The organism is Streptomyces sp. MI02-7b, from assembly GCF_033793585.1.
Taxonomy (GTDB): domain Bacteria; phylum Actinomycetota; class Actinomycetes; order Streptomycetales; family Streptomycetaceae; genus Actinacidiphila.
This window is the reverse complement of record NZ_JARAWX010000007.1, coordinates 51,952-72,727: the sequence shown is the minus strand read 5'-3', so window position 1 is coordinate 72,727 and position 20,776 is coordinate 51,952. Positions and strand designations below refer to the sequence as shown.

Genomic DNA, 20,776 nt, shown 5'->3' with positions numbered 1-20,776 from the left:
CTGGCTAATGCAATGCGTCAGGGACCATCAGGGCCGCACCTGCGGCACTATCATCGGCGCAGGCGCGACCGCTTACCGAGGGGGAATGACCACGTGATGAACCGTTCCGTGCACCGCCGGACCCGGACCTTGCAGCTGGCCGTCGGAGGCACCGCGGTGCTGCTGGCCCTGAGCGCCTGTTCCTCCGGTGACGACTCGAACGACGCCTCGTCGTCGGCCGCGCCGTCGGCCTCGGACGCCGCGGCCTCGCCCGCCGACGACCTCAAGGGCACGGTCACGGTCTTCGCCGCGGCCTCCCTCAAGGAGACCTTCACCGAGCTGGGCAAGCAGTTCGAGGCGGCGCACCCCGGCACGAAGGTGACCTTCAACTTCGGCGGCAGCGACTCGCTCGCCGCGAGCATCACCTCCGGCGCCCCGGCCGACGTCTTCGCGGCCGCCTCCCCGAAGACGATGAAGATCGTCACCGACGCCGAGGACGCCTCCGGGGAACCGGAGACCTTCGTGCGCAACCAGCTGGAGATCGCGGTCGTCCCCGGCAACCCCAAGAAGATCGACGCCCTGAAGGACCTCACCGGCCCCGGCCTCAAGGTCGCCCTGTGCGCCAAGGAGGTGCCCTGCGGGGCCGCCGCCCAGAAGGCGCTGGACGCCGGCGGCCTGAAACTCACGCCGGTCTCCTACGAGCAGGACGTCAAGAGCGCGCTGACCAAGGTCGAGCTCAAGGAGGTCGACGCCTCGCTCGTCTACAAGACCGATGTGAAGGCCGCCGGTGGCAAGGTGGAGGGCGTGGAGTTCCCCGAGTCCGCCAAGGTCGTCAACGACTACCCCATCGTGCTGCTCAAGGACGCCCCCAACGCCGACGCCGCCAAGGCCTTCATCGCCCTGGTGGAGTCGCCCGGGGGCGCCGAGGTGCTGAGCGCCGCGGGCTTCCTCAACCCGTGACGGACGACGTCCTGGACGGCGCGGCCGGCCCCGTGAAGGCCCGGCCGCGCCGTCACCGCTCCCCGGCGCCGCTGCCCCTGCTGCTGCCCGCGCTGATCGGCCTCGCCTTCCTGGCGCTGCCGCTCGCCGGACTGCTGGTGCGCACGCCGTGGAGCGACCTCCCGCACCAGCTGACCAGCCCCGGGGTGTGGCAGGCGCTGCGGCTGTCCCTGGTCTGCGCCACCTCCGCGACCGCGGTGACCCTCGTGCTGGGCGTGCCCCTGGCCTGGCTGCTGGCGCGCACCGAGTTCCCCGGGCGCCGCATGGTGCGGGCGCTGGTGACGCTGCCGCTGGTGCTGCCCCCGGTCGTCGGCGGTGTGGCGCTGCTGCTGGCGCTGGGCCGCAACGGCATCGCGGGGCGGTACCTGGACCAGTGGTTCGGGCTCACCCTGCCGTTCACCACGACCGGGGTGATCGTCGCCGAGGCGTTCGTGGCCATGCCGTTCCTGGTGATCAGCGTGGAGGGCACACTGCGTGCCGCCGACCCCCGCTACGAGGAGGCCGCCACCACGCTGGGCGCCTCCCGCTTCACCGCGTTCCGCCGGGTCACCCTGCCGCTGATCGCGCCGGGCATCGCCGCGGGCGCGGTGCTGGCGTGGGCGCGCGCGCTCGGCGAGTTCGGCGCCACCATCACCTTCGCGGGCAACTTTCCCGGCCGCACCCAGACCATGCCGCTGGCGGTCTACCTGGCCCTGCAGAGCGACCCCGCGGCGGCCATCGCGCTCAGCCTGGTGCTGCTCGTCGTCTCCGTCGCGGTCCTCGCGGGGCTGCGCGACCGATGGATGACGGCCGCATGAACGGCGCCCAGGGCCTGCGGGCCGAACTCGTCGTCGACCTGGGCACGTTCCGGCTCGACGTACGACTGACCGCCGCCCCCGGCGAGGTCCTGGCACTGCTGGGGCCCAACGGCGCCGGCAAGACCACCGCGCTGCGCGCCCTGGCCGGTCTGACGCCGCTGACCGGCGGACGGCTGCGGCTGGACGGGACGGACCTGGACGGAACGCCGCCCGAGGCCCGCCCGGTCGGCGTGGTGTTCCAGGACTACCTGCTCTTCCCGCACCTGTCCGCCCTCGACAACGTGGCCTTCGGTCCGCGCTGCCGGGGCCTGTCGAAGGCACGGGCCCGCGCCGAGGCCGCGGCCTGGCTGGAGCGGATGGGACTGGCCGAGCACGCCGCGGCCCGACCAAGGCGGCTGTCCGGCGGGCAGGCACAGCGCGTCGCCCTGGCCCGCGCGCTGGCGACCCGCCCGCGGCTGCTCCTGCTGGACGAGCCGCTGGCCGCGCTGGACGCCCGCACCAGGCTGGAGGTGCGCTCGCAACTCCGGCGCCACCTGGCGGATTTCGAGGCCGTGGCGGTACTGGTGACGCACGACCCGCTGGACGCGATGGTGCTGGCCGACCGGCTGGTGGTCATCGAGCACGGCCGCGCCGTGCAGGAGGGCACCCCGGCCGAGGTCGCCCGCCGTCCCCGCACCGACTACATCGCCCACCTGGTGGGGCTCAACCTCTACCGGGGTGAGGCCGCAGGCCGCGTCGTGACGCTCGCCGGGGGACCGGCGATCACCACCACCGACGACCTGACGGGACCGGCCTTCGCCGCGTTCCCGCCCGACGCCGTCACCTTGTACCGGGAACGGCCCGCCGGTGCGAGCGCCCGCAACCTGTGGCACGGCCGGGTCGTCGGCCTGGAGTCCCGGGGCGACCGCATCCGCGTCGACGTCGACGGCCGACTCCCGCTCGCCGCCGACCTGTCGACCGCCGCCGCGGCCGAACTCGACCTCCACCCGGGGGCCGAGGTCTGGGCCACCGTCAAGGCCGCCCAGGTGCACGCCTATCCGGCGTGACCCGGGCGGCCCCTCCGGGGCACACCGGCCGGGCACCGCCGGGGCCGGCCGGAACCGTTCACAGGCCGATGTCGCGCCTGCGGAAGTCCTCCATCGACTCGCGGCGCACCAGCAGCCGCGCCCGCCCCTCGTCCACGGCGACCACCGGCGGGCGGCCGACCATGTTGTACGTCGAGGCCATCGACAGGTGGTACGCGCCCGCGACCGGCACACCCAGCAGGTCGCCCGGCCGGATGTCGCCGGGCAGCGGGACCGCGGAGGCCAGCACGTCGCCGGCCTCGCAGTGCCGGCCCACGACGGTGACCAGCGCGGGCTCCTCCGTGGAGTGCCGGCCGATCAGCCGGGGCGCGTAGCGCACCCCGTACAGGGCGGGCCGCGGGTTGTCGCTCATGCCGCCGTCCACGGCCACGAAGACCTGGCCGCCGGTGCGCTTGACCGACAGCACCCGGTACAGCGCCACACCCGCGGGCCCGGCGATGGCGCGGCCGGGCTCGACCGTCAGCCGCGGGACCGGCAGCCCGGCCGCCGCGCAGCTCGCGGCGAGCTCGCCACGCACCCGGGCGGCCAGCGAGGTGATGTCGAGCGCCGCCTCGCCGGGCCGGTAGGCCACCGCGTGGCCGCCGCCCAGGTCCAGTTCGGGCAGCGCGACGCCGTGCTGGCGGCGGATCCCGGCCAGCAGCCCCACCAGCCGCCGCACGGCGGACAGGTACGGCTTGACGCTGGAGATCTGCGACCCGAGGTGGCAGTGCAGGCCGACCAGTTCGAGACGCGGCTGGTCCAGGACCCGGGCCACCGCGTGCTGCGCGGAGCCGTCGGCGAGCGACAGCCCGAACTTCTGGTCGTCGGTGCCGGTGCGCACCGCGGCGTGACCGCCCGCCGCGATGCCGGGCACCACCCGCAGCAGCACCTTCTGCCGGGACCCGGCCGGGACCTGGGCGGCCAGCCGGGCGATCTCCCCGGTGCTGTCGATGACGATGCGGCCCACCCCCAGGCGCAGCGCGGTGGCCAGGTCCTCGGGGCTCTTGGCGTTGCCGTGCAGCACGATGCGCTCCGGCGGGAAGCCGGTGATGACGGCGAGTTCGAGCTCTCCGGCCGAGCAGACGTCCAGGCCCAGGCCCTCCTCCTCGACCCAGTGGGCCATCGCCCGGCACAGGAACGCCTTGGCGGCATACAGCACGTCGGCGTCGGGGAACGCGGCCCGGTAGGTGCGGCAGCGGGCACGCACCTCGCCCTCGTCGAGGACGTACGCCGGGGTGCCGAAGCGCTCGGCGAGCTCGGTGAGGGCGACGCCCCCCACCGACAGCTCGCCGTGCGGCGCGGTGCGGGTGGAGGCCGGCCAGACGGACAGCCCGGTGTCGACGCCCTCTGCGGCGAGCGCGGTGAAGGCGGTGGTCTCAGAGATGGTCATGGCAGGACGCTCCTCAGCCGATGCGCAGCGGCAGGTGGTCGGCGGTGTGCACGGCCCGCGGGTCCCAGTCCGCGGTGGCGCCCACGGCGGGCGCGGCGAACTGCGGGTCCACGGTGAGGGTGGTCACCCCCAGCGGTTCGGCGAGCGCCCGCAGCGCGGGCTCGCCGAGCCTGATCCATTCCTGGCCGGCGCCGAGCGTGGCGGCCAGGCGTTCCTCACTGGTGAAGGCGACGGCCGTACGGCCGCCCAGGGGCGTGCGGAACATTCTCGCGACGCACCCGGCGGGACCCGGCCGGACGGGGACGAACAGCGTCTCCCCTCTGGGGTGTCCGGCCGGGACGGGTTCGGAAGGTTCCGGGTCGTCCCCGCACCATGTCTCGCTCATCGCGATCCTCCTGTGAGGTTCGTTCGTGACGGTGGGCCCGGGCCGGATGTGGTCCGTGGCCAGGCATTGACGCTATGCCCGGCACGTGCGGGTCCGGGCCCGTCCCTGATGCGACGTTGACGTCCGCGGGCCAAGCGTTGACGGTGCGCTGGCGGCACGGTCAGGGAAGCGTCAAGGGCCGTGGCGGCGGCGACAGGGCGACGACAAGAGCCCCCGCGCGCGGACGCGGACGGCGCTTCCATGGGGGTATGGAAGACGCCGGATACCGCCGCGTGGTCGTGGGGGTGAGCGGTTCGCTGGGCAGTCTCGCGGCACTGCACCGGGCGGCCGCCGAGGCCCGCCGCGGCGATGCGGTGCTGGTCGTGGTGCACGCCTGGGAGCCGGCCGGCGGCGAGTTCGCCTACCGGCGCCACCCGTGCCCGCCGCTGCTGAGCGCGGGGCAGGACCAGGCCAGGACACGGCTGCTGACCGCGATGGACGACGCCTTCGGCGGTGCGCCGGCCGGCCTGCCGGTCCGGGCGCTCGTCGCCCGCGGCCCGGTGGCCCGCTGCCTGGTGCACGTCGCGGACCGCGAGGACGACCTGCTCGTCGTCGGCGCCGGGCGCACCGGCCTGCTGCGCCGGCTGCTGTCGCCCTCGGTGGCCCACCGGTGCGTACGGGACGCGGCCTGCCCGGTGCTGACCGTGCCGCGCCCGTCGCTCCAGGAGCTCTTCGAGACCGTGAGCCGCCGCAACGCCCGGCGGCTGCCGCTGCGGGCCGCCGGGCCCGTCTGACCGTTCCGCGGGGGGGTCCGCGGGGGGGGGTATCCGTCCCGACCAGCCGAATCAGGTGAGGGCCGTGCTCCGTAATCCGTCCCTGTCCCCGTTCCTGCGCAGGCTCGCCCTGCCGGCCGCGGTCCTGCTGCCGCTCGCCGTCAGCGCGGTGCTGCTGCCCTTCCGCACAGGCATCGCCGCCCCGCTCGTGGCCCTGGTCCTGGTGGTCGCGGTGGTCGCCGTGGCCGTTCTCGGCAGCCGTGTCGCCGGAGCCGTCGCCGCGCTGTCGGCAGCGGCGTGGTTCGACTTCTTCTTCGCCCCGCCCTACGGGCGGTTCACCATCGCCGGGCCCGGCGACATCGCCACCGCCCTGCTCCTGCTCGCAGTGGGGCTGGCCGTCTCCCAACTGGCCGCCAGGACCCGGCAACTGGAAGTCGTCGTGGTCACCGACGCGGACCACCTGGCCCGCATCCACGAGACCGCCCGGCTCGCCCAGTGCGCCCCCTCCCCGCACCGGGTCGTGGAGCACGTCGGCGACCAGCTGGTGAGCCTGCTGCAACTGCGCGGCTACCGCTTCGAGTACGGCACGCTCGTCGGCCACCCGCCGCGGCTCGAGGCCGACGGCACGATCTTCTGGGGCCGCCACCCCTGGAACGCCGACCGCCAGGGCCTGCCCGACACGGAGGTCGAGCTCCGGGTCTTCCACAACGGCCGCTTCCACGGCCGCTTCATGCTCCGCCCCACCCCCGGCGCCGTGCCCTCCCCCCAGGCCCGCCTGGTCGCCGTCACCCTCGCCGACCAGGTCGGCACCGCCATCGACCTCATCGCCCCGGCCCCGACGACCCACCCGTCGTAACCCGCGCCCGGCACGCGACCGCCCGGGCCCCGCCTCAGCCGCCGCCCGATACGCCCACGCCACCGCACTCGCGGACCCGGCCGGAGTCCCACGACCTCCTGATCACCTGCACGGGCCCGCGCCTCGACCGCCGCCCGAGACGCCCCGTCCCGTACGTGGCCGACGGTGCCCAGCGCCCCACCCCATCGACCGCGTGAGCACCGCCTCCCTCCCGCCACCGCCATCGACCTCATCGCCCCGGCCCCGCTCGCCCCCAAGGTGCGCCCGCGGCGCCGGTGCGGCGGCTCGGCGGGTGCCGAGGGGGGAATGAGGCGTATCGTCCCCTTAGAGAGCCGATCGGCATGGACGGTGGGCCCGCGATGGTGGTGACCGCCCCCGTACGGGAGCAGCTGGACGAGACGCTGGCCGAGGTCGTGCGCGCCACGAACGCGCACATCGGCGCGGTCTTCCTGGTGCTGCCCGAAGGGCGGGGGCTGGGCCTGGAGGTGCTGACCGGGGCACCGCGGGAGCTGGCGACGCCGTGGGCCCGGATGGCCCTGAACCGTTCGGCGCCGGTGGCGGACGCCGTGCGCACCGGGCGCCTGGTGTGGCTGGGGACGCGGGAGGAGCTGGCGGAGCGCTACCCGCAGACCGCGCTGGTGCTGCCGTACGACCTGGCCCTGGCCGCCGCCCCCTTGCAGGACGCCGCGCACCTCGTGCGCGGCGCGCTGATGCTGATCTGGCCCGGTTCCCATCCCGAGCCCCCGGCCGGGATCGAGCACGCCGTCATCGGCCGCGCGTGCGACGTGATGTGCGAGCACCTGCAGCACGCGGAGTCGGCCGGCGACCCGGTCCGTCCGGGCCCGCTGCCGCGGGTGCTGGACCGGCCCGGCGCCGCGCGGGCGGCGCCGGACGAGGCGCAGGCGGCGGCCGATTTCGCACGGCGGTTGCCGGAGGGCGGGTGCGCCCTGGACCAGAGCGGGCGGATCACCTACGTCAGCGGCCACGCCGAACTGCTCCTCGGCGAGTCCGCCGGGGTGCTGCTCGGCGCCCTGCCGTGGCAGGTGCTGCCCTGGCTGCACGACGCGGTGCACGAGGACCGCTACCGCGGGGCCGTGCTCAGCGGGCAGCCGACGTCGTTCATCGCCCGGCGGCCCCCCGACCACTGGCTGCTCTTCCAGCTCTACCCGGACAGGACCGGGGTGAGCGTGCGGATCTCCCCCACCGACCACCGTCCTGAGCCGGCGCCGCGGGCCCCCGGGAACTGCCGGAAGGACGCGGCCGGCGCGGCACCGGACCGGGTCACGGCGATCTACCACCTGATGCAGCTCGCCGGCGCGCTCGCCGAGGCGGTCGGGGTGCGCGACGTGGTCGAGCTGGTGGCCGACCTGTTCCCGCCGGCGTTCGGCGCGGACGGCTTCGTGCTCGTCGTCGCGGAGGGCGGCCGGCTGCGGGTGATCGGCCATCGCGGCTACGACGAAGAGGCGATGGCCGCGCTCGACGGCACCCCGCTCGGCTCGCGGCTGACCCCGGCGAGCCGGGCCCTGCTCACCGGGGTGCCCCGGTTCTACAGCTCCCCCGAGGAACTGCTGCGGGCGTACCCGGGGCTGACCGGCTCCCTGCGGAAGTCGGCGTGGGCCCTGCTGCCGCTGATCGCCTCGGGCCGCCCGGTCGGCTGCTGCATCCTCGGCTACGACCATCCGCGCCCGTTCCGCGGTGACGAGCGCAGCGCCATGGCCTCGCTGACCGCGCTCATCGCACAGGCCCTGGACCGGGCCCGCATCTACGACGCCAAGCACCGACTCGCCCACGGCCTCCAGGCCGCGCTGCTCCCGCACACGCTGCCCTCGCTGCCCGGTCTGGAGGTCGCCGCCCGCTATCTGCCCGCCACCAGCGGCATGGACATCGGCGGCGACTTCTACGACCTGATCCGGCTCGACGGCACCTGCGCGGCCGCCGTCATCGGCGACGTCCAGGGCCACAACGTCAACGCCGCCGCGCTGATGGGCCAGGTCCGCACCGCCGTGCACGCGCACGCGACCGCGGGCGCCTCGCCCGACGAGGTGCTGGCCCGCACCAACCGGTTGCTCGACGAGCTCGACACCGGGCTCTTCACCAGCTGCCTGTACGTACACCTCGACCTCGCCGAGGGCATCGCACGGCTGGCCAGCGCCGGTCATCCGCCACCGCTGCTGCGCCACCCCGGGGGACGTACCGAGGTGCTCACGACCCCGCCGGGGCTGCTGCTGGGCATCGACCCGCACGCCGAATACCCCACCACCGAGGTGCCGTTGCCACCGGAGGCAGTGCTCGCGCTCTACACCGACGGGCTGGTCGAGAGCCCCGGCACCGACCTGGACACCGCCATCGCCGGTCTCGCCGGCGCGCTGTCCGCCGCCGGCGAGGGTCCGCTGGACCGGCTCGCCGAGACCCTCGTCCACTTCGACGGCGCCTCCGAGCACCGGGTGGACGACACCGCGCTCCTGCTGCTGCGGCGCATGCCGGCGGCATGAGGCCTTGTCACATCCGCCGATGCCCCCAACACTGTGATCCATGCCGGTGGTTGCGCTGCTGGGAACGCTGGACACCAAGGGTGTGGAGTACGGATGGCTGCGCGAGCGCCTGCTGCGGCGCGCCGTGGAGGTCGTCCTCATCGACACCGGGGTCGCCGGTGAGCCCCTGGTGCCCCCCGACATACCGCGTGTCGAGGTCGCCCGCGCGGCGGGCGCCGATCTCGCCCGGCTGCGCGCCCAGGGGGACCGGGGCACCGCCGTGACGACGATGGCCGAGGGCGCGGCCGAGGTGGTGCGCCGACTGCACGAACAGGGGCGGCTGCACGGTGTGCTGGCCATCGGGGGCAGCGGCGGTACGTCGATCGCGACCCGCGCGATGCGCGCCCTGCCGCTGGGGGTGCCGAAGCTGATGGTGTCCTCGATGGCGGCCGGCGACGTCTCGCCGTACGTGGGGGCTGCCGACATCGCGATGATGTACAGCGTCGTCGACATCGCGGGCGTCAACCGCGTCTCGGCGCCGATCCTGGCGAACGCGGCCGACGCCATCGCCGCCATGGCCACGGGGTACGCCACCGACGCGCCGCCGCCCGCGGACGACCGGCCGCTGGTCGCGGCCAGCATGGCCGGCGTGACCACCCCGGGCGTGGACGCCGCCCGGCAGCGGCTGACCGAACTCGGCTACGAGGTACTGGTCTTCCACTCCGTCGGGTCGGGCGGCCGCTCCCTGGAGACCCTCGCCGCGCAGGGGATGTTCGCCGGCGTACTGGACCTCACGCTCAGCGAGCTCGCCGACGACCTGGTCGGCGGCGCCTTCGGGGCGGGCCCGGACCGGCTGCGGGCGGCGGGCCGCGCCGGACTGCCGCAGGTGGTGAGCCCGGGGGCGCTGGACATGGTCAAGTTCGGGCCGCTCGCCTCGCTGCCCGAACGCTTCCGGTCCCGCCACGTCCACGTGCACAACCCGTCGGTCACCGTCATCCGCACCAGCGCCGCCGAGTGCGCCGCGCTCGGCCGCCAGGTCGCCGAGAAACTGCGCGCCGCGACCGGTCCCGCGGCCCTGCTGCTCCCGCTGCGCGGCCTGTCCACCCTCGGCGCCCCTGGCGGCCCGTACCACGACCCGTCCGTCGACGAGGTGCTGTTCACGGCGCTGCGCGAGGGCTTGCGCGGCAGCCGGGTGGAGCTGGCCGCGTACGACACGCACCTCAACGACCCGGACTTCGGCCGCACCGCCGCCGACCGGCTGCACACCCTGGTCACTGCGAACGGCCCGGCCCGCGCCACCCGTTGAACGCCGAAGGCCGGGCACCTGCCCGACCGGCGGGGGTTGCCACGGCAGCGGCCCGCGGCGTGCACACGGTGGCAGCGCGGGTGGGGTGTCGGCCCCGCCCTCGCCGCGGGCGGTCCCACGGGACACGCCGGGAAAGATCCGCCCCGGGCGGGGGCGGCGACAACGGGTGGTCGGCCGGGCCGGCCGCGCCCGCTCAGTGGCAGGGGAAGCCGAGCAGGTGACGCCCGTCGTGCACCCATTCGTGCACGTTCTCGCCGGAGATGAGCGAGGTCGCGCCCTGCTCGGCACCCACGAAGTAGAGGACGACGAGCATCAGGACGCCGAAGAAGACCGCCCACGGCGCGATCGCGCCGATCGGCAGCGGGGCGGGGACGGCGGTGGGTGCGACGGCGGGCTGGACGGCGGACTGCGCCATGGTGTGACCTCCTGGTGGGAACGCGCGTCCCGGTCGGTGGAGCGATGTCGACGGCTGCGGGTCTGACTCGCCCGGCGCTGTGCCCGGCTCACAGTGGCGCGACCGTGCCGGATTCCCACCGGACTTCCGCCGTGCCGTCGTGTTCGTCCTCGCGACGGTACCGCGGTCCGGCCGAACGGCCAAGGGCACACGGGTGCGCCCCCGTTGGCGGCGCGACCTGGCGTGGAAGGGTTGCCGGGGGCCGCGCGGCGGCCCCGCGGACAACGGAGGAGAGCGCATGACCACCCGGGTGACCCTGATCTCGCCGGTCGTGACGGCCGCGCTGCGCGAGGCCCGTTTCGACGACGACGTGCCGCCGGACGAGAGCGCGCTGGTGGCCGCCCGCGCGGTGGCCGGCGACCTGCCCTCCGCCGGCCGGGTCCTGGTGTCGCCCTCGGCGCGCTGCCGGGCGACGGCCGCGGCGCTGGGACTGGCCGGCACCGAGGAGGCCCCCGACGGCTGGGCGCTGGGGCGCTGGCGCGGCCGCACGCTGGCCGAGGTGAGCGCGGAGGAGCCCGACGCGGTCGCGGCCTGGCTCTCCGACCCCGACGCCGCGCCGCACGACGCGGAGTCGCTGCGCGACCTGTGCGCAAGGGTCGGCGCCTGGCTGGACTCGCTGGCGGCCGCGACCGGCCGGGTGGTCGCCGTCGTCGAGCCGGAGATCGTCCGGGCGTGCGCGGTACGGGCACTGGGCGTGCCGGAGCCGGCGTTCTGGCGGATCGACGTCCCGCCGCTCACCGCGACGGAATTCAGCGGGCGCTCCGGGCGCTGGAACCTGACGGCGGGGCGGCCGCTGGCCTGAACGACCGGCGCCGTGAAGGCGATCCGGTCGCGGCCACCGGTACACGCGAGGGGAACGTTTTCGCGTGTCCCAGGCTCTTGCAACCATGTTGCAATAAGGCCGTATGATGAGGCGTTCGAGCAGGCCGACTCCGAAGCGGAGCACCTCATGCATGTACCCGACGGATTCATCGACGCCCCGGTGTCGGTGGCGGCCGGGGCCGTGGCGGCGGCGGCCGTCGCCGTGAGCCTGCGCGGTGCCCGGCGCGAACTCGACGAGCGCACCGCGCCACTGGCCGGACTCGTCTCCGCCTTCATCTTCGCCGTGCAGATGCTCAACTTCCCCGTCGCGGCGGGCACCAGCGGCCATCTCCTCGGAGGCGCACTGGCCGCCATCCTGGTGGGCCCTTTCACCGGCGTCCTGTGCGTGTCGGTGGTGCTGCTCATCCAAGGGGTGCTCTTCGCCGACGGCGGGCTCACCGCGCTCGGCGTGAACATCACGGACATGGCGATCGTGACGGTCGTCGTCGCCTACGCGGTCTTCCGCGGCCTGGTGAAGGTGCTGCCCCGCACCCGCGGCTCGGTGACGGGCGCGGCCTTCGCGGCGGCCCTGCTCTCCGTCCCCGCGGCCTCGGTCGCCTTCACCGCGATCTACGCGCTCGGCGGCACGACCGACGTCCCCCTGGGCAAGGTCTTCGCCGCCATGGTCGGCGTCCACGTGCTCATCGGCATCGGTGAGGCGTTCATCACCGCCGCGACGGTGGGCGCCGTGATCGCCGTCCGTCCCGATCTCGTCCACGGCGCCCGTGGCCTGCGCCGTCCGCTGGAGCTGAAGGAGGCGACCGTCTGATGGCGGCCGTGACCACCACCCCCAAGCGCGGCGGCGTACGGCCGCTGTGGATCGCCGGCCTGATCGCCGCCCTGGTGCTCGCCGGATTCGTCAGCTACTACGCGTCGTCCAGCCCCGACGGCCTGGAGAAGGTCGCCGCCGACCACGGCATCGACAAGAAGACCGAGGAGCACGCGGCCAAGGACTCGCCGCTGGCGGACTACCGCACCGAGGACGTCGGCGACCCCCGGCTGTCCGGCGGTCTCGCCGGGATCCTGGGCGTCGGCGCCACCCTCGCGCTCGGCAGCGGCGTCTTCTGGGTCGTGCGCCGCCGGCCGCGCGCGGACGAGGCCTGACGGATGGGCGCGGGGCACGCACACCGGCTCTACCGGCACGGGCACTCGCGGGTGCACGCGCTGCCCCCGCAGTGCAAGATCGCCGCGGTCTTCTGCTTCGTCCTGGTCGTCGTGTCCACCCCGCGCACCGCGGTGTGGGCCTTCGGCCTGTACGCGGTGCTGCTGGCCACGGTGGCGGCGGTGGCCCGGGTACCCGCGGGCTTCCTGCTGCGGCGGCTGCTGATCGAGGTGCCGTTCGTCGCCTTCGCCGTCCTGATGCCGTTCGTCGCCGAGGGCCCGCACACGCAGGTGCTCGGGCTGTCCGTGAGCGTGAACGGCCTGTGGGGCGCCTGGAACATCCTCGCCAAGGGCACCCTGGGCGTCGCCGCGTCGGTGCTGCTGGCCTCCACCACCGAACTGCGCGAACTGCTGCTCGGGCTGCAGCGGTTGCGGCTGCCCGCGCTGCTGGTGCAGATCGCCTCCTTCATGATCCGTTACGGCGACGTCATCACCGACGAGATGCGCCGCATGCGCGTCGCCCGGGCCTCGCGCGGCTTCGAGGCCCGCGGCCCGCGCCACTGGGGCGTGCTCGCCAAGTCCGCGGGCGCCCTGTTCATCCGCTCCTACGAACGCGGCGAGCGCGTCCACCTGGCCATGGTCAGCCGCGGCTACGCCGGCAGCATGCCGGTGATCGACGACGTCACGGCGTCCCGTGCCCAGTGGTCGTACGCGGCCGCGCTCCCGGCCGCCGCGCTGCTGGTCTGTCTGATGGGATGGTTCGTGTGACACCTTCGCTCGAGGTCGACGGCCTCGCCTACGCCTACCCCGACGGCCACCAGGCGCTGTTCGGCGTGGACCTCACCATCGGCCGCGGCGAGCGGGTCGCCCTGCTCGGGCCCAACGGCGCCGGCAAGACCACGCTCGTCCTGCACCTCAACGGCATCCTGGAGGCGGGCGCGGGCACGGTCACCGTCGCGGGCCTGCCGGTCGGCGACCGCAGGCACCTCGCGGAGATCCGCCGCCGGGTCGGCATCGTCTTCCAGGACCCGGACGACCAGTTGTTCATGCCGACCGTCCGCGAGGACGTCGCCTTCGGACCCGCCGCGGCCGGGATGCGCGGCCCCGAGCTGGAAGCCTGCGTCCGCAGGGCACTGGAGCGGGTCGGCATGGCGGAGTTCGCCGACCGGCCGCCGCACCACCTGTCCTTCGGCCAGCGGCGCCGGGTCGCGGTGGCCACCGTGCTCGCCATGGAGCCGGAGATCCTCGTCCTCGACGAGCCCTCGTCCAACCTGGACCCGGCCTCGCGGCGCGAACTCGCCGACATCCTGCGGTCGCTGGACGTCACGGTGCTGATGGTCACGCACGACCTGCCCTACGCCCTGGAACTGTGCTCCCGCGCGGTGATCCTCAGCGGCGGCGTCATCGCGGCCGACGGCCGCACGCAGGAACTGCTGTCCGACGACGCCCTGATGCGCCGCCACCGCCTGGAGCTGCCCTTCGGCTTCGACCCGCGCTCGGTCGCGACAGGCATCTGACGGCTTGTGCTCAGGCGCCGCACGGGGGACGGCCCGGCGGCTCCGGGTCGACCGCGGTGACCGCGTCCGCGAGCGCGGCGAAGCGCTCCGTGCCGCCGAGGGGGGCGACGACGCGTTCCCGCAGCGCGTCGGCGAGGGCGCGGGCGGCCGTCGCCGCCACCTCCAGCCCGCGTTCGGTGAGCGCCGCCAGCGTGACCCGCCGGTCGCTCCGGCACGGACGGCGTTCGATGAGGCCGGCCTCCGTGAGGCGGTCGGCGACCTTGGTGGTGCCCGCCGTCGTGAAGCCGAGGGTTCCCGCGAGCTGGTTCATCGGCGCGGAGCGCTCCGGTGTGGTCATGAGGAACCACAACGCCTGGAACGAGGACGGGGCCAGCCCCGACCGCGCCTCCACGTCCGCCAGCAGCTGATCGGTGACGCGGCGGAAGCCCGACTGCAACCCGTCCCACCGCGCGAGCAGTTCCAGGTCCGCGGTGCCGGGGCAGGTCACCCCGCCGTCCGCCCCCGTATGGATCTCCGTCATCACATTGCCCAGGGTACCAATGCCCGTTATTGTCTAACCAGCTACTTAATATCTGGCTAGCAATCAAAGGATGCGGTTCCCCCATGACCGACTCGTCCACCACCCCCGCCGGCCCGCGCACGGGCTCGTGGGTCCTCGACCCCGCGGCTTCCTCGGTCCGGCTCACGCACAAGACGATGTGGAACGCGGCCACCGTCAAGGGCGCCTTCGCCACCGTCGCCGGCAGCGGCGAACTCGCCCCCGACGGCACCGCACACGGCACGCTCACCATCGAGGCCGCCTCTCTCGACACGGGCAACACCCAGCGGGACACCCACCTGAAGTCCGCCGAGTTCTTCGACGTCGCCGCCCACCCGGCGATCGTCTTCACCGCCCGCCGGGTCACCGCCGACGCGGACGGCGCCCTCGCGGTCGACGGCGAACTGACCGTGCGCGGCACCACCCGCCCGCTCGCTCTGACGGGCCGGGCCGACACCGCCTCCCCCGACGCGGTCGTCCTCACCGTCGAAGCCGTCGTCGACCGGGCCGACTTCGGCCTCACCTGGAACCGGCTCGGCATGATCAAGGGCCCCGCGACGCTCACGGTCGTCGCCCGCTTCACCCACGGCGGCTGACGCCGCGGGTCACCGCCGCCCCGGGCCGCGCAGGTCCCGCAGCGTCCACCCCCACCCGCCCGGGTCGAGCGGGCGGGTGGCGGCGGTGAAGACCTCGGCCGCGCGGCGGTAGGACAGCCGCCCCCGGCCGGTGCGGAACACCGGCCCGGCGACGCGCCCCAGTGTCAGCAGCGCCAGCAGCCGCCCCGTCGCCTCACCCCAGCGCAGCGGCGTGCCGCCGAGGCGCTCACGGGTACGGCGGCCGGGCAGGTCCAGGTGGTCGACGTCCAGGGCGAGGACCCGCTCGATGGACGCCCCGGTGTCGTGGAGCAGATGCCACAGGGCCTGTTCGCGCAAGGGGGCCGGCAGGCCGAGCACCTCCCGCGCGCGGTCCGCGTCGAGGCCGCCCCCCGTGTCGCGCGGCCCCGGCAGGGGCAGCGCCCGCAGGCCGTCCACGGGGTCGCCGGTCAGCCAGCCCTGCGCCCGCCACCAGGTCACGGCGGCGACGAGCACGGACAGTTCGCGGTTGGCGGTACGGGCGCCGACCGCCGCGGAGCGCGCGGCGAAGGCCTCGCGCAACCGCCGCGCGGCCTGCGGTGTGTCGAGCAGTGCCAGCGGGACGGCGGGCGGCGCGGCGTTGCGCCGACCGCGCCCCAGGGGCGCGGCGCGGTCGACCAGGCCCCACGCCCAGGTGGCGAGGGCGATCCGGTAGACCCGGCGGGAGCCGGTGCCCAGGCCCGTGGCGGCGAGATACCGGTCGACGGCGACGGCGTACTCCACGGGACGGCTCATGCCCCACCCCCTTGTCGCTGCGCACCCTCACCAAGGCCCGCGGACCGCAGTAAATGACCTGCCGTCCGCAACCGCATCCATCATAAGTTGATTCGACCCGACTCAATAATTTCGACCGCCGCTCTGGCGTGTCGGCCGACGGCCCTTGCACGCTGCGCCCATGGCCTTCGACTTCCGCCCCGCTGTGCTGCGGGAACGCGACTTCCGCCGCTTCTTCACCGGCTACGCCACGTCCCTGCTCGGATCGTCGATGGCGTCGGTCGCGCTGGCGTTCGCCGTGCTGGAGAACGGTGGCGGCGGTACCGAACTCGGCCTCGTCCTCACCGCCCGGATCCTGCCGCTGGTCCTGGTGCTCCTCGCCGGCGGCGTCCTCAGCGACCGCTGGGGCAGCCGGCGGGTGATGCTCACCGCCGACATCACGCGCTGCCTCACCCAGGGCGGCCTGGCCCTGGCCCTGCTGGGCGGCGCACCGCACCTGGCGACGCTGACGGCGCTGGTCGTCGTCTGGGGCGCCGCCGAGGCGTTGTTCACCCCGGCGCTCGACGCGCTCGTGCCGCGCATCGTGCGGGGCGACGCGCTGTCGGACGGCAACGCGCTCCTGGGCGTGGCCCGTTCGGCGGCGTCGGTCGCCGGGCCCGCGCTCGCCGGCGTGCTGACCGCGACCGCGGGCGCGTCGGCGGTGTTCGCGGTGGACGCCGCCAGCTACGGCGTCAGCGTCGCGGCGCTGCTCCTGCTGCCCCGTACGGCCGGACCCGCCGGACCCGCGGCTTCCTTCCTCACCGACCTGCGGGAGGGCTGGACGGAGTTCCGCTCCCGGACCTGGCTGTGGGTCACCTCCCTCCACGTCTGCCTGTTCAACCTCTTCGTGTGGGCGCCGTTCCTGGTCCTCGGCCCCCTCGTCGCCCAGCGCCGCCTCGGCGGGGCGACCTCGTGGGGCCTGGTCATGGCGCTGTACGGGGCGGGCGCGGTCGCCGGCGGCACGGCCATGCTGGGCCGCAGGCCCCGCCGGCCGCTGTTCGTCGCCACGGCCGCCACGGTGTGCTGGGCCCTGCCCTCGGCGGCCCTCGCCGGCGGGTGGCCGCTGCCGTGGGTCTGCGCCGGCGCGCTGGCCGCGGGCATCGGCTCGTCCGTCTGCGCAACCCTCTACGCCACCGTCACCCAGTCCCAGGTCCCACCCGGGGCCGTCGCCCGCGTCAGCGCGTACGGCGCCTTCGGCGCGTTCGCCCTGGGCCCCGTCGGCCTCGCCGCCGCCGGGCCGCTGTCGGTGCTCCTGGGCACCTCCGGTGTCCTCGGCTTCGGCGCCGTCTGGCAACTCGGCGCGGTGGCCGCGGTCCTGACCCTCCCGGCCATCCGCACCGCCCTCCCACGCCCCGCCGCTCCCACCTCCGCCCCCGCCGACGGAACGGCGTGACGCTCCGGGAGGGCCCGCCCTCGGCACCGCACACCAACGGCGCACGCGCCGACCGGACGGCGTGCGGGTCCCGGTGGGCGCCGCGTCGCACTGCGAATGCCCTCGGCACCGCCGATCCGCGTCGGGGGCGGCGCGGTGGCCTCGGGCGCCGCACCACGGGCCGTCCTGCGCGCGCACGGACGTCGCGCATCCCGTCAAAGCTGCATCAACACCCCCTGCACGCAAGGGACATCGCGTCTTGCTGCTTGTGCAGGAAGCGTGAAAGGCTCCCGGCACCACAAAGGCGCAGCCTCCCCGACGCCGAAGGGTGGTCCCCCGCTCCATGACCCCCGCAGCCCCGGTCCCCGAGGCCGTCCTGCTGTCCGAGTACTGGGGGGAAGTGCTCTGCCTCGCGCAGCTGTGCACCCTCACCCGCGAGGCCGGCGATCGGTTGGCCGCCGACGCCTTCGACCGCGGGCTGGCGGCGGCCAAGGAGCCGTACACGGCGCACGCGCCCGGTACCGGTACCGGTGGTGCGGGGCTGCCCTGCCTGCCGTTCCTGCTGACGGCCGTCCGGGACACCACCGCGCACTGGGCGGCCGCCGGCGACGGCGACAGCCTGCAGCCCGAGTTGCGGATCTGGCTGAACGCCGAGCGTGCCGCCCGCCGGGCCCGCACCGGGGCGCGGCGCCCGGAGCCGCTGGCGCTGCGCGGGCTGCGGGCGATGCCCGAGCGGGCCGCGGAGACGCTCTGGTACGCGGAGGTGGAGCGCCACCCGGCAGTCACCCCCGAGGAGACCGACCGCGCGCGCGAGTTCTTCCGCGAGTACTGCCTGCGCACGCACATGGCGGAGCCCCCGACGCAGGAGTGCGGAGGCTACGCCGGGCTGCTGGACACGGCGAGGTTCCTGCCGCAGGAAGCGCTGCCGGAGGACCTGCGCCGGCACCTCGACCGGTGCCCGGACTGCGCGAAGGCGGTGGTCTGCCTGACCCCGCACGGCGACGGCGACGCCCTGGCGCAAGCGCTCGCCGAGGGCGTGCTGGGCTGGGCGGGCCCGGCGTACCTGGAGGCCCGCCGGCAGGCGACCCGCGTCGGCGGGGCGCAGCCGCCGTTGCGGCGTGCGGACCGCAGGCCGCCGCGCCGCACCGCCCGCCCGGCCGGGCGGGCCCGCGGGCACCTGCCCGGCGGCCGGATGGCCGTGGTGGTCGTCGCGGGCCTGCTGGCCGCCGTGGTCGGGCTGACGGTCCTGGTGACGGCCGACGACTCCGCGCCGCGGGCCGCTTCCGCCGCGCCCACCCCGCAGGGCGGCACCGACCGAGGTCTGCCCCCGCTGCCCGGACCCGGTGTGCCCAGTGCCCCCGCGACGGCCGGGACCCAGGACCCCTCCGACGGCGCGTCCTTCCCCGGTGACGCCGAGCCGTCCGCCGCGGAGCACACGATCCCCGCCGTGCCGGCCCGCCGCCCGTCGGACGCCGCCCCGCCCGCGCGGTCCCCGCACGGCTCGCCCTCCGCCCCCGCGGCGACGTGTTCCGTCACGTACACCCTGGTCGACGAGTGGGACAGCGGCTTCCAGGCGGCGGTGACCGTCACGACCCGCATCCCGCGGTCGGACTGGCGGCTGGACTGGACGTTCCCCGACGGCCGGCGCGTGACGCAGATGTGGGACGCGGACTTCCACCAGTCGGGCGGGTCGGTCACGGTCCGCGCCAAGGGCTACAACCGCTCGCTGGGCACGGGCGGTTCGGCGACCTTCGGCTTCATCGGCGCCCGGTACTCGGGCAACGCCGATCCCGCGTCCTTCTCCCTCGACGGCTCCCGCTGCACGGCCTGAGCACGCGGAAGGCCGGGGAGGCGGCTGGACCGCCTCCCCGGCCTTCCTCCGGCCGGACTAGCTCAGGCCGTTGTTGATCGCGGTGACCAGCTCACCGTTGCTGGTGTCGCCGCTGAACTCCCAGAAGAACGCTCCGCCGAGGCCCTGGCTCTTCACGTAGGCCATCTTGCCCGCGATGGTCGCCGGGGTGTCGTAGCTCCACCAGTTGCTGCCGCAGTGGGCGTACGCGGTGCCGGCGATGGTCCCGGTGGCCGGGCAGGTGTTCTTGAGGACCTTGTAGTCCTCGTTGCCCGCCTCGTACGTGCCCGGCGCGGCACCGGTGGCCGAGCCGCCCGGGGCGTCCTGCGTGACGCCGGTCCAGCCGCGCCCGTAGAAGCCGATGCCCAGGTTGAGCTTGTTCGACGCGATGCCCTTGCTCTTCAGCTTCTGGATCGCCGCGTCGGAGTAGAACCCGGCGATCGGGATGCCGCTGTAGGAGGTGAGCGGGGAGTGCGGGGCGGTCGGGCCGTCCGCGTCGAAGGAGCCGAAGTAGTCGTACGTCATCACGTTGTAGTAGTTGACGTACTGCGCGGCGCCCGCGTAGTCGGCAGCGTCGATCTTGCCGCCGTTGGTGCCGTCGGCGGTGATGGCCGCGGTGACCAGGTTGTTGGAGCCGAACCGGGTGCGCAGCGCGGACATCAGCGTCTTGAAGGACGAGGCCCCGCTGGTGTCGCAGGACAGGCCGCAGGCGTTGGGGTACTCCCAGTCGATGTCGATGCCGTCGAAGACGTCCGCCCAGCGCGGGTCCTCGACCAGGTTGTAGCAGGAGTTGGCGAAGGCGGTCGGGTTGGCGGCCGCCTGGCCGAATCCGCCGGACCAGGTCCAGCCGCCGAACGACCACAGGATCTTGATGTTCGGATACTGCTTCTTCAGCTTGCGCAGCTGGTTGAAGCTGCCGCGCAGCGCACCGGTGTCCCAGGTGTCGGCGACGCCGTCGACGCTCTGGTCCGCGGTGTAGGCCTTGTCGTAGTCGGCGTACGAGTCGCCGATGGCGCACTGGCCGTTGGTGACGTTGCCGAAGGCGTAGTTGATGTGGGTCAGCTTGCTCGCCGTGCCGGAGGTCACCAGGTTCTTGACGTGGTAGTTGCGGCCGTAGACGCCCCACTCGGCGAAGTAGCCGAGACGGATCTTGCTGCCCGCCGGGCCGGTGGGGGTCGGCGTGGGCGTCGGGGTCGGGGTGGGCGTGGGGGTGGGGGTCGGCGTGGGCGTCGGGGTCGGGTCGCCGCCACCGCCGCCGGTGCAGGAGCCGCCGTTGAGCTTGCAGCCGCTGGGGCTTCCGGCGCCTGCGCCGTTGAATCCGAAGCTGACGCTGGCACCGGGAGCCAGGGTGCCGTTCCAGCTCTTGTTCTTGGCGGTCCAGTGGGTGCCGGTGCTGGTGACGTCGGCGTCCCACGCCGAGGTCACCGAGGTGCCGGCGGGGTAGTCCCACTCGACGGTCCAGCTACTGATGCTGGTGGTGCCGCTGTTGGTGATCGTCCACTTGCCCTCGAACCCCGTTCCCCAGTCCTGGGTCTTGGTGTACGTGGCGGTGGTGCCCGCGGCGTGCGCAGGGGTGGCCAGACCGACGAGAGCCGCGACGGGCAGCAGCAGCGCGGTGAAGCCCGCGACCGCCGAGGCCCTGAGGCGTCTGGTCCGTGAGGTGCGTGGGGTGTCTCCAGTGCTCAAGGGGTGCTCCTCGA

At 74.7% G+C, this 20,776-nt stretch carries 19 protein-coding genes, 1 pseudogene and 1 riboswitch; of the genes and pseudogenes, 14 read left to right on the top strand and 6 right to left on the bottom strand.

What is annotated here, in order from left to right:
- Nucleotides 1-96: 96 nt before the first annotated feature.
- Genes modA through PV364_RS13320 form a run of 3 tightly spaced genes read left to right on the top strand, consistent with a single transcriptional unit; the run spans nucleotide 97 to nucleotide 2,821 of the window.
- Nucleotides 97-939: a molybdate ABC transporter substrate-binding protein gene (gene modA / locus PV364_RS13330; RefSeq protein ID WP_319660119.1), complete on the top strand. Its 843-nt coding sequence runs from the start codon at nucleotides 97-99 to the stop codon at nucleotides 937-939.
- 11 nt (nucleotides 940-950) lie between these two features.
- Nucleotides 951-1,775 carry an ABC transporter permease gene (locus PV364_RS13325; RefSeq protein ID WP_319660389.1) on the top strand — a complete coding sequence of 275 codons (825 nt, stop codon included), beginning with the start codon at nucleotides 951-953 and terminating at the stop codon, nucleotides 1,773-1,775.
- Nucleotides 1,772-2,821: an ABC transporter ATP-binding protein gene (locus PV364_RS13320; protein WP_319660118.1), complete on the top strand. Its 1,050-nt coding sequence runs from the start codon at nucleotides 1,772-1,774 to the stop codon at nucleotides 2,819-2,821. The genes PV364_RS13325 and PV364_RS13320 overlap by 4 nt, the downstream gene beginning before the upstream one ends.
- Before the next feature lie 58 nt (nucleotides 2,822-2,879).
- Here the strand turns inward: PV364_RS13320 and lysA are convergent, their stop codons facing one another.
- Together lysA and PV364_RS13310 are read right to left on the bottom strand one after the other, a co-directional pair.
- The gene (lysA, locus tag PV364_RS13315; protein WP_319660117.1) at nucleotides 2,880-4,229 is read right to left on the bottom strand and encodes a diaminopimelate decarboxylase; all 1,350 of its coding nucleotides are present in this window, start codon (nucleotides 4,227-4,229) and stop codon (nucleotides 2,880-2,882) included.
- A 13-nt stretch (nucleotides 4,230-4,242) separates the two neighbouring features.
- On the bottom strand, nucleotides 4,243-4,614 hold the full coding sequence (locus PV364_RS13310; RefSeq protein WP_319660116.1) for an SAV_915 family protein: 372 nt from the start codon (nucleotides 4,612-4,614) through the stop codon (nucleotides 4,243-4,245).
- Nucleotides 4,615-4,862: 248 nt separating this feature from the next.
- Between PV364_RS13310 and PV364_RS13305 the strand changes: the two genes are divergently transcribed.
- The 4 genes from PV364_RS13305 to PV364_RS13290 all read left to right on the top strand — a co-directional run bounded on the left by PV364_RS13305 (nucleotide 4,863) and on the right by PV364_RS13290 (nucleotide 9,999).
- A complete protein-coding gene (locus PV364_RS13305; protein ID WP_319660115.1) occupies nucleotides 4,863-5,387 on the top strand; it encodes a universal stress protein in 525 nt (174 codons plus the stop codon).
- A 64-nt stretch (nucleotides 5,388-5,451) separates the two neighbouring features.
- On the top strand, nucleotides 5,452-6,222 hold the full coding sequence (locus PV364_RS13300) for a DUF4118 domain-containing protein (RefSeq protein ID WP_319660114.1): 771 nt from the start codon (nucleotides 5,452-5,454) through the stop codon (nucleotides 6,220-6,222).
- 341 nt (nucleotides 6,223-6,563) lie between these two features.
- Entirely contained in the window at nucleotides 6,564-8,714 is a 2,151-nt protein-coding gene (locus tag PV364_RS13295) for a SpoIIE family protein phosphatase (RefSeq protein WP_319660113.1), read from the top strand.
- Between the two features lie 40 nt (nucleotides 8,715-8,754).
- Nucleotides 8,755-9,999, top strand: coding sequence for a Tm-1-like ATP-binding domain-containing protein (locus tag PV364_RS13290; protein ID WP_319660112.1), 1,245 nt, complete (start codon nucleotides 8,755-8,757; stop codon nucleotides 9,997-9,999).
- Nucleotides 10,000-10,192: 193 nt separating this feature from the next.
- On the opposite strand, the gene PV364_RS13285 is transcribed toward PV364_RS13290, so the two are convergent.
- Nucleotides 10,193-10,414, bottom strand: coding sequence for a CbtB domain-containing protein (locus PV364_RS13285; RefSeq protein ID WP_319660111.1), 222 nt, complete (start codon nucleotides 10,412-10,414; stop codon nucleotides 10,193-10,195).
- A gap of 60 nt (nucleotides 10,415-10,474) precedes the next feature.
- Nucleotides 10,475-10,542: riboswitch (cobalamin riboswitch) on the bottom strand.
- A gap of 149 nt (nucleotides 10,543-10,691) precedes the next feature.
- Between PV364_RS13285 and PV364_RS13280 the strand changes: the two genes are divergently transcribed.
- The 4 genes and pseudogenes from PV364_RS13280 (at nucleotide 10,692) to PV364_RS13265 (ending at nucleotide 13,932) form a co-directional block, all read left to right on the top strand.
- Complete coding sequence (locus tag PV364_RS13280) at nucleotides 10,692-11,255, top strand: histidine phosphatase family protein (protein ID WP_319660110.1); 564 nt, start codon at nucleotides 10,692-10,694, stop codon at nucleotides 11,253-11,255.
- A gap of 147 nt (nucleotides 11,256-11,402) precedes the next feature.
- A pseudogene (locus PV364_RS13275) lies at nucleotides 11,403-12,418 on the top strand (energy-coupling factor ABC transporter permease).
- A 3-nt stretch (nucleotides 12,419-12,421) separates the two neighbouring features.
- Nucleotides 12,422-13,183 (top strand): cobalt ECF transporter T component CbiQ, encoded by a 762-nt coding sequence (gene cbiQ / locus PV364_RS13270; RefSeq protein ID WP_319660109.1) that lies wholly within the window; start codon nucleotides 12,422-12,424, stop codon nucleotides 13,181-13,183.
- The gene (locus PV364_RS13265; RefSeq protein WP_319660108.1) at nucleotides 13,171-13,932 is read left to right on the top strand and encodes an ABC transporter ATP-binding protein; all 762 of its coding nucleotides are present in this window, start codon (nucleotides 13,171-13,173) and stop codon (nucleotides 13,930-13,932) included. Before cbiQ ends, PV364_RS13265 begins: the two co-directional genes overlap by 13 nt.
- Before the next feature lie 10 nt (nucleotides 13,933-13,942).
- Here the strand turns inward: PV364_RS13265 and PV364_RS13260 are convergent, their stop codons facing one another.
- Complete coding sequence (locus tag PV364_RS13260; RefSeq protein WP_319660107.1) at nucleotides 13,943-14,452, bottom strand: MarR family winged helix-turn-helix transcriptional regulator; 510 nt, start codon at nucleotides 14,450-14,452, stop codon at nucleotides 13,943-13,945.
- Nucleotides 14,453-14,535: 83 nt separating this feature from the next.
- Here PV364_RS13260 and PV364_RS13255 point away from each other — a divergent pair, with 83 nt between their 5' ends.
- Nucleotides 14,536-15,066: a YceI family protein gene (locus PV364_RS13255; RefSeq protein WP_319660106.1), complete on the top strand. Its 531-nt coding sequence runs from the start codon at nucleotides 14,536-14,538 to the stop codon at nucleotides 15,064-15,066.
- 9 nt (nucleotides 15,067-15,075) lie between these two features.
- On the opposite strand, the gene PV364_RS13250 is transcribed toward PV364_RS13255, so the two are convergent.
- Nucleotides 15,076-15,837: a hypothetical protein gene (locus PV364_RS13250; RefSeq protein WP_319660105.1), complete on the bottom strand. Its 762-nt coding sequence runs from the start codon at nucleotides 15,835-15,837 to the stop codon at nucleotides 15,076-15,078.
- Nucleotides 15,838-15,997: 160 nt separating this feature from the next.
- Here PV364_RS13250 and PV364_RS13245 point away from each other — a divergent pair, with 160 nt between their 5' ends.
- Entirely contained in the window at nucleotides 15,998-17,248 is a 1,251-nt protein-coding gene (locus tag PV364_RS13245) for an MFS transporter (protein ID WP_319660104.1), read from the top strand.
- Nucleotides 17,249-17,570: 322 nt separating this feature from the next.
- A complete protein-coding gene (locus tag PV364_RS13240; protein ID WP_319660103.1) occupies nucleotides 17,571-19,058 on the top strand; it encodes a cellulose-binding domain-containing protein in 1,488 nt (495 codons plus the stop codon).
- Nucleotides 19,059-19,115: 57 nt separating this feature from the next.
- Here the strand turns inward: PV364_RS13240 and PV364_RS13235 are convergent, their stop codons facing one another.
- Nucleotides 19,116-20,762, bottom strand: a complete 1,647-nt coding sequence (locus PV364_RS13235; protein WP_319660102.1) for a glycosyl hydrolase family 18 protein — start codon at nucleotides 20,760-20,762, stop codon at nucleotides 19,116-19,118.
- Between the last annotated feature and the right edge of the window lie 14 nt (nucleotides 20,763-20,776).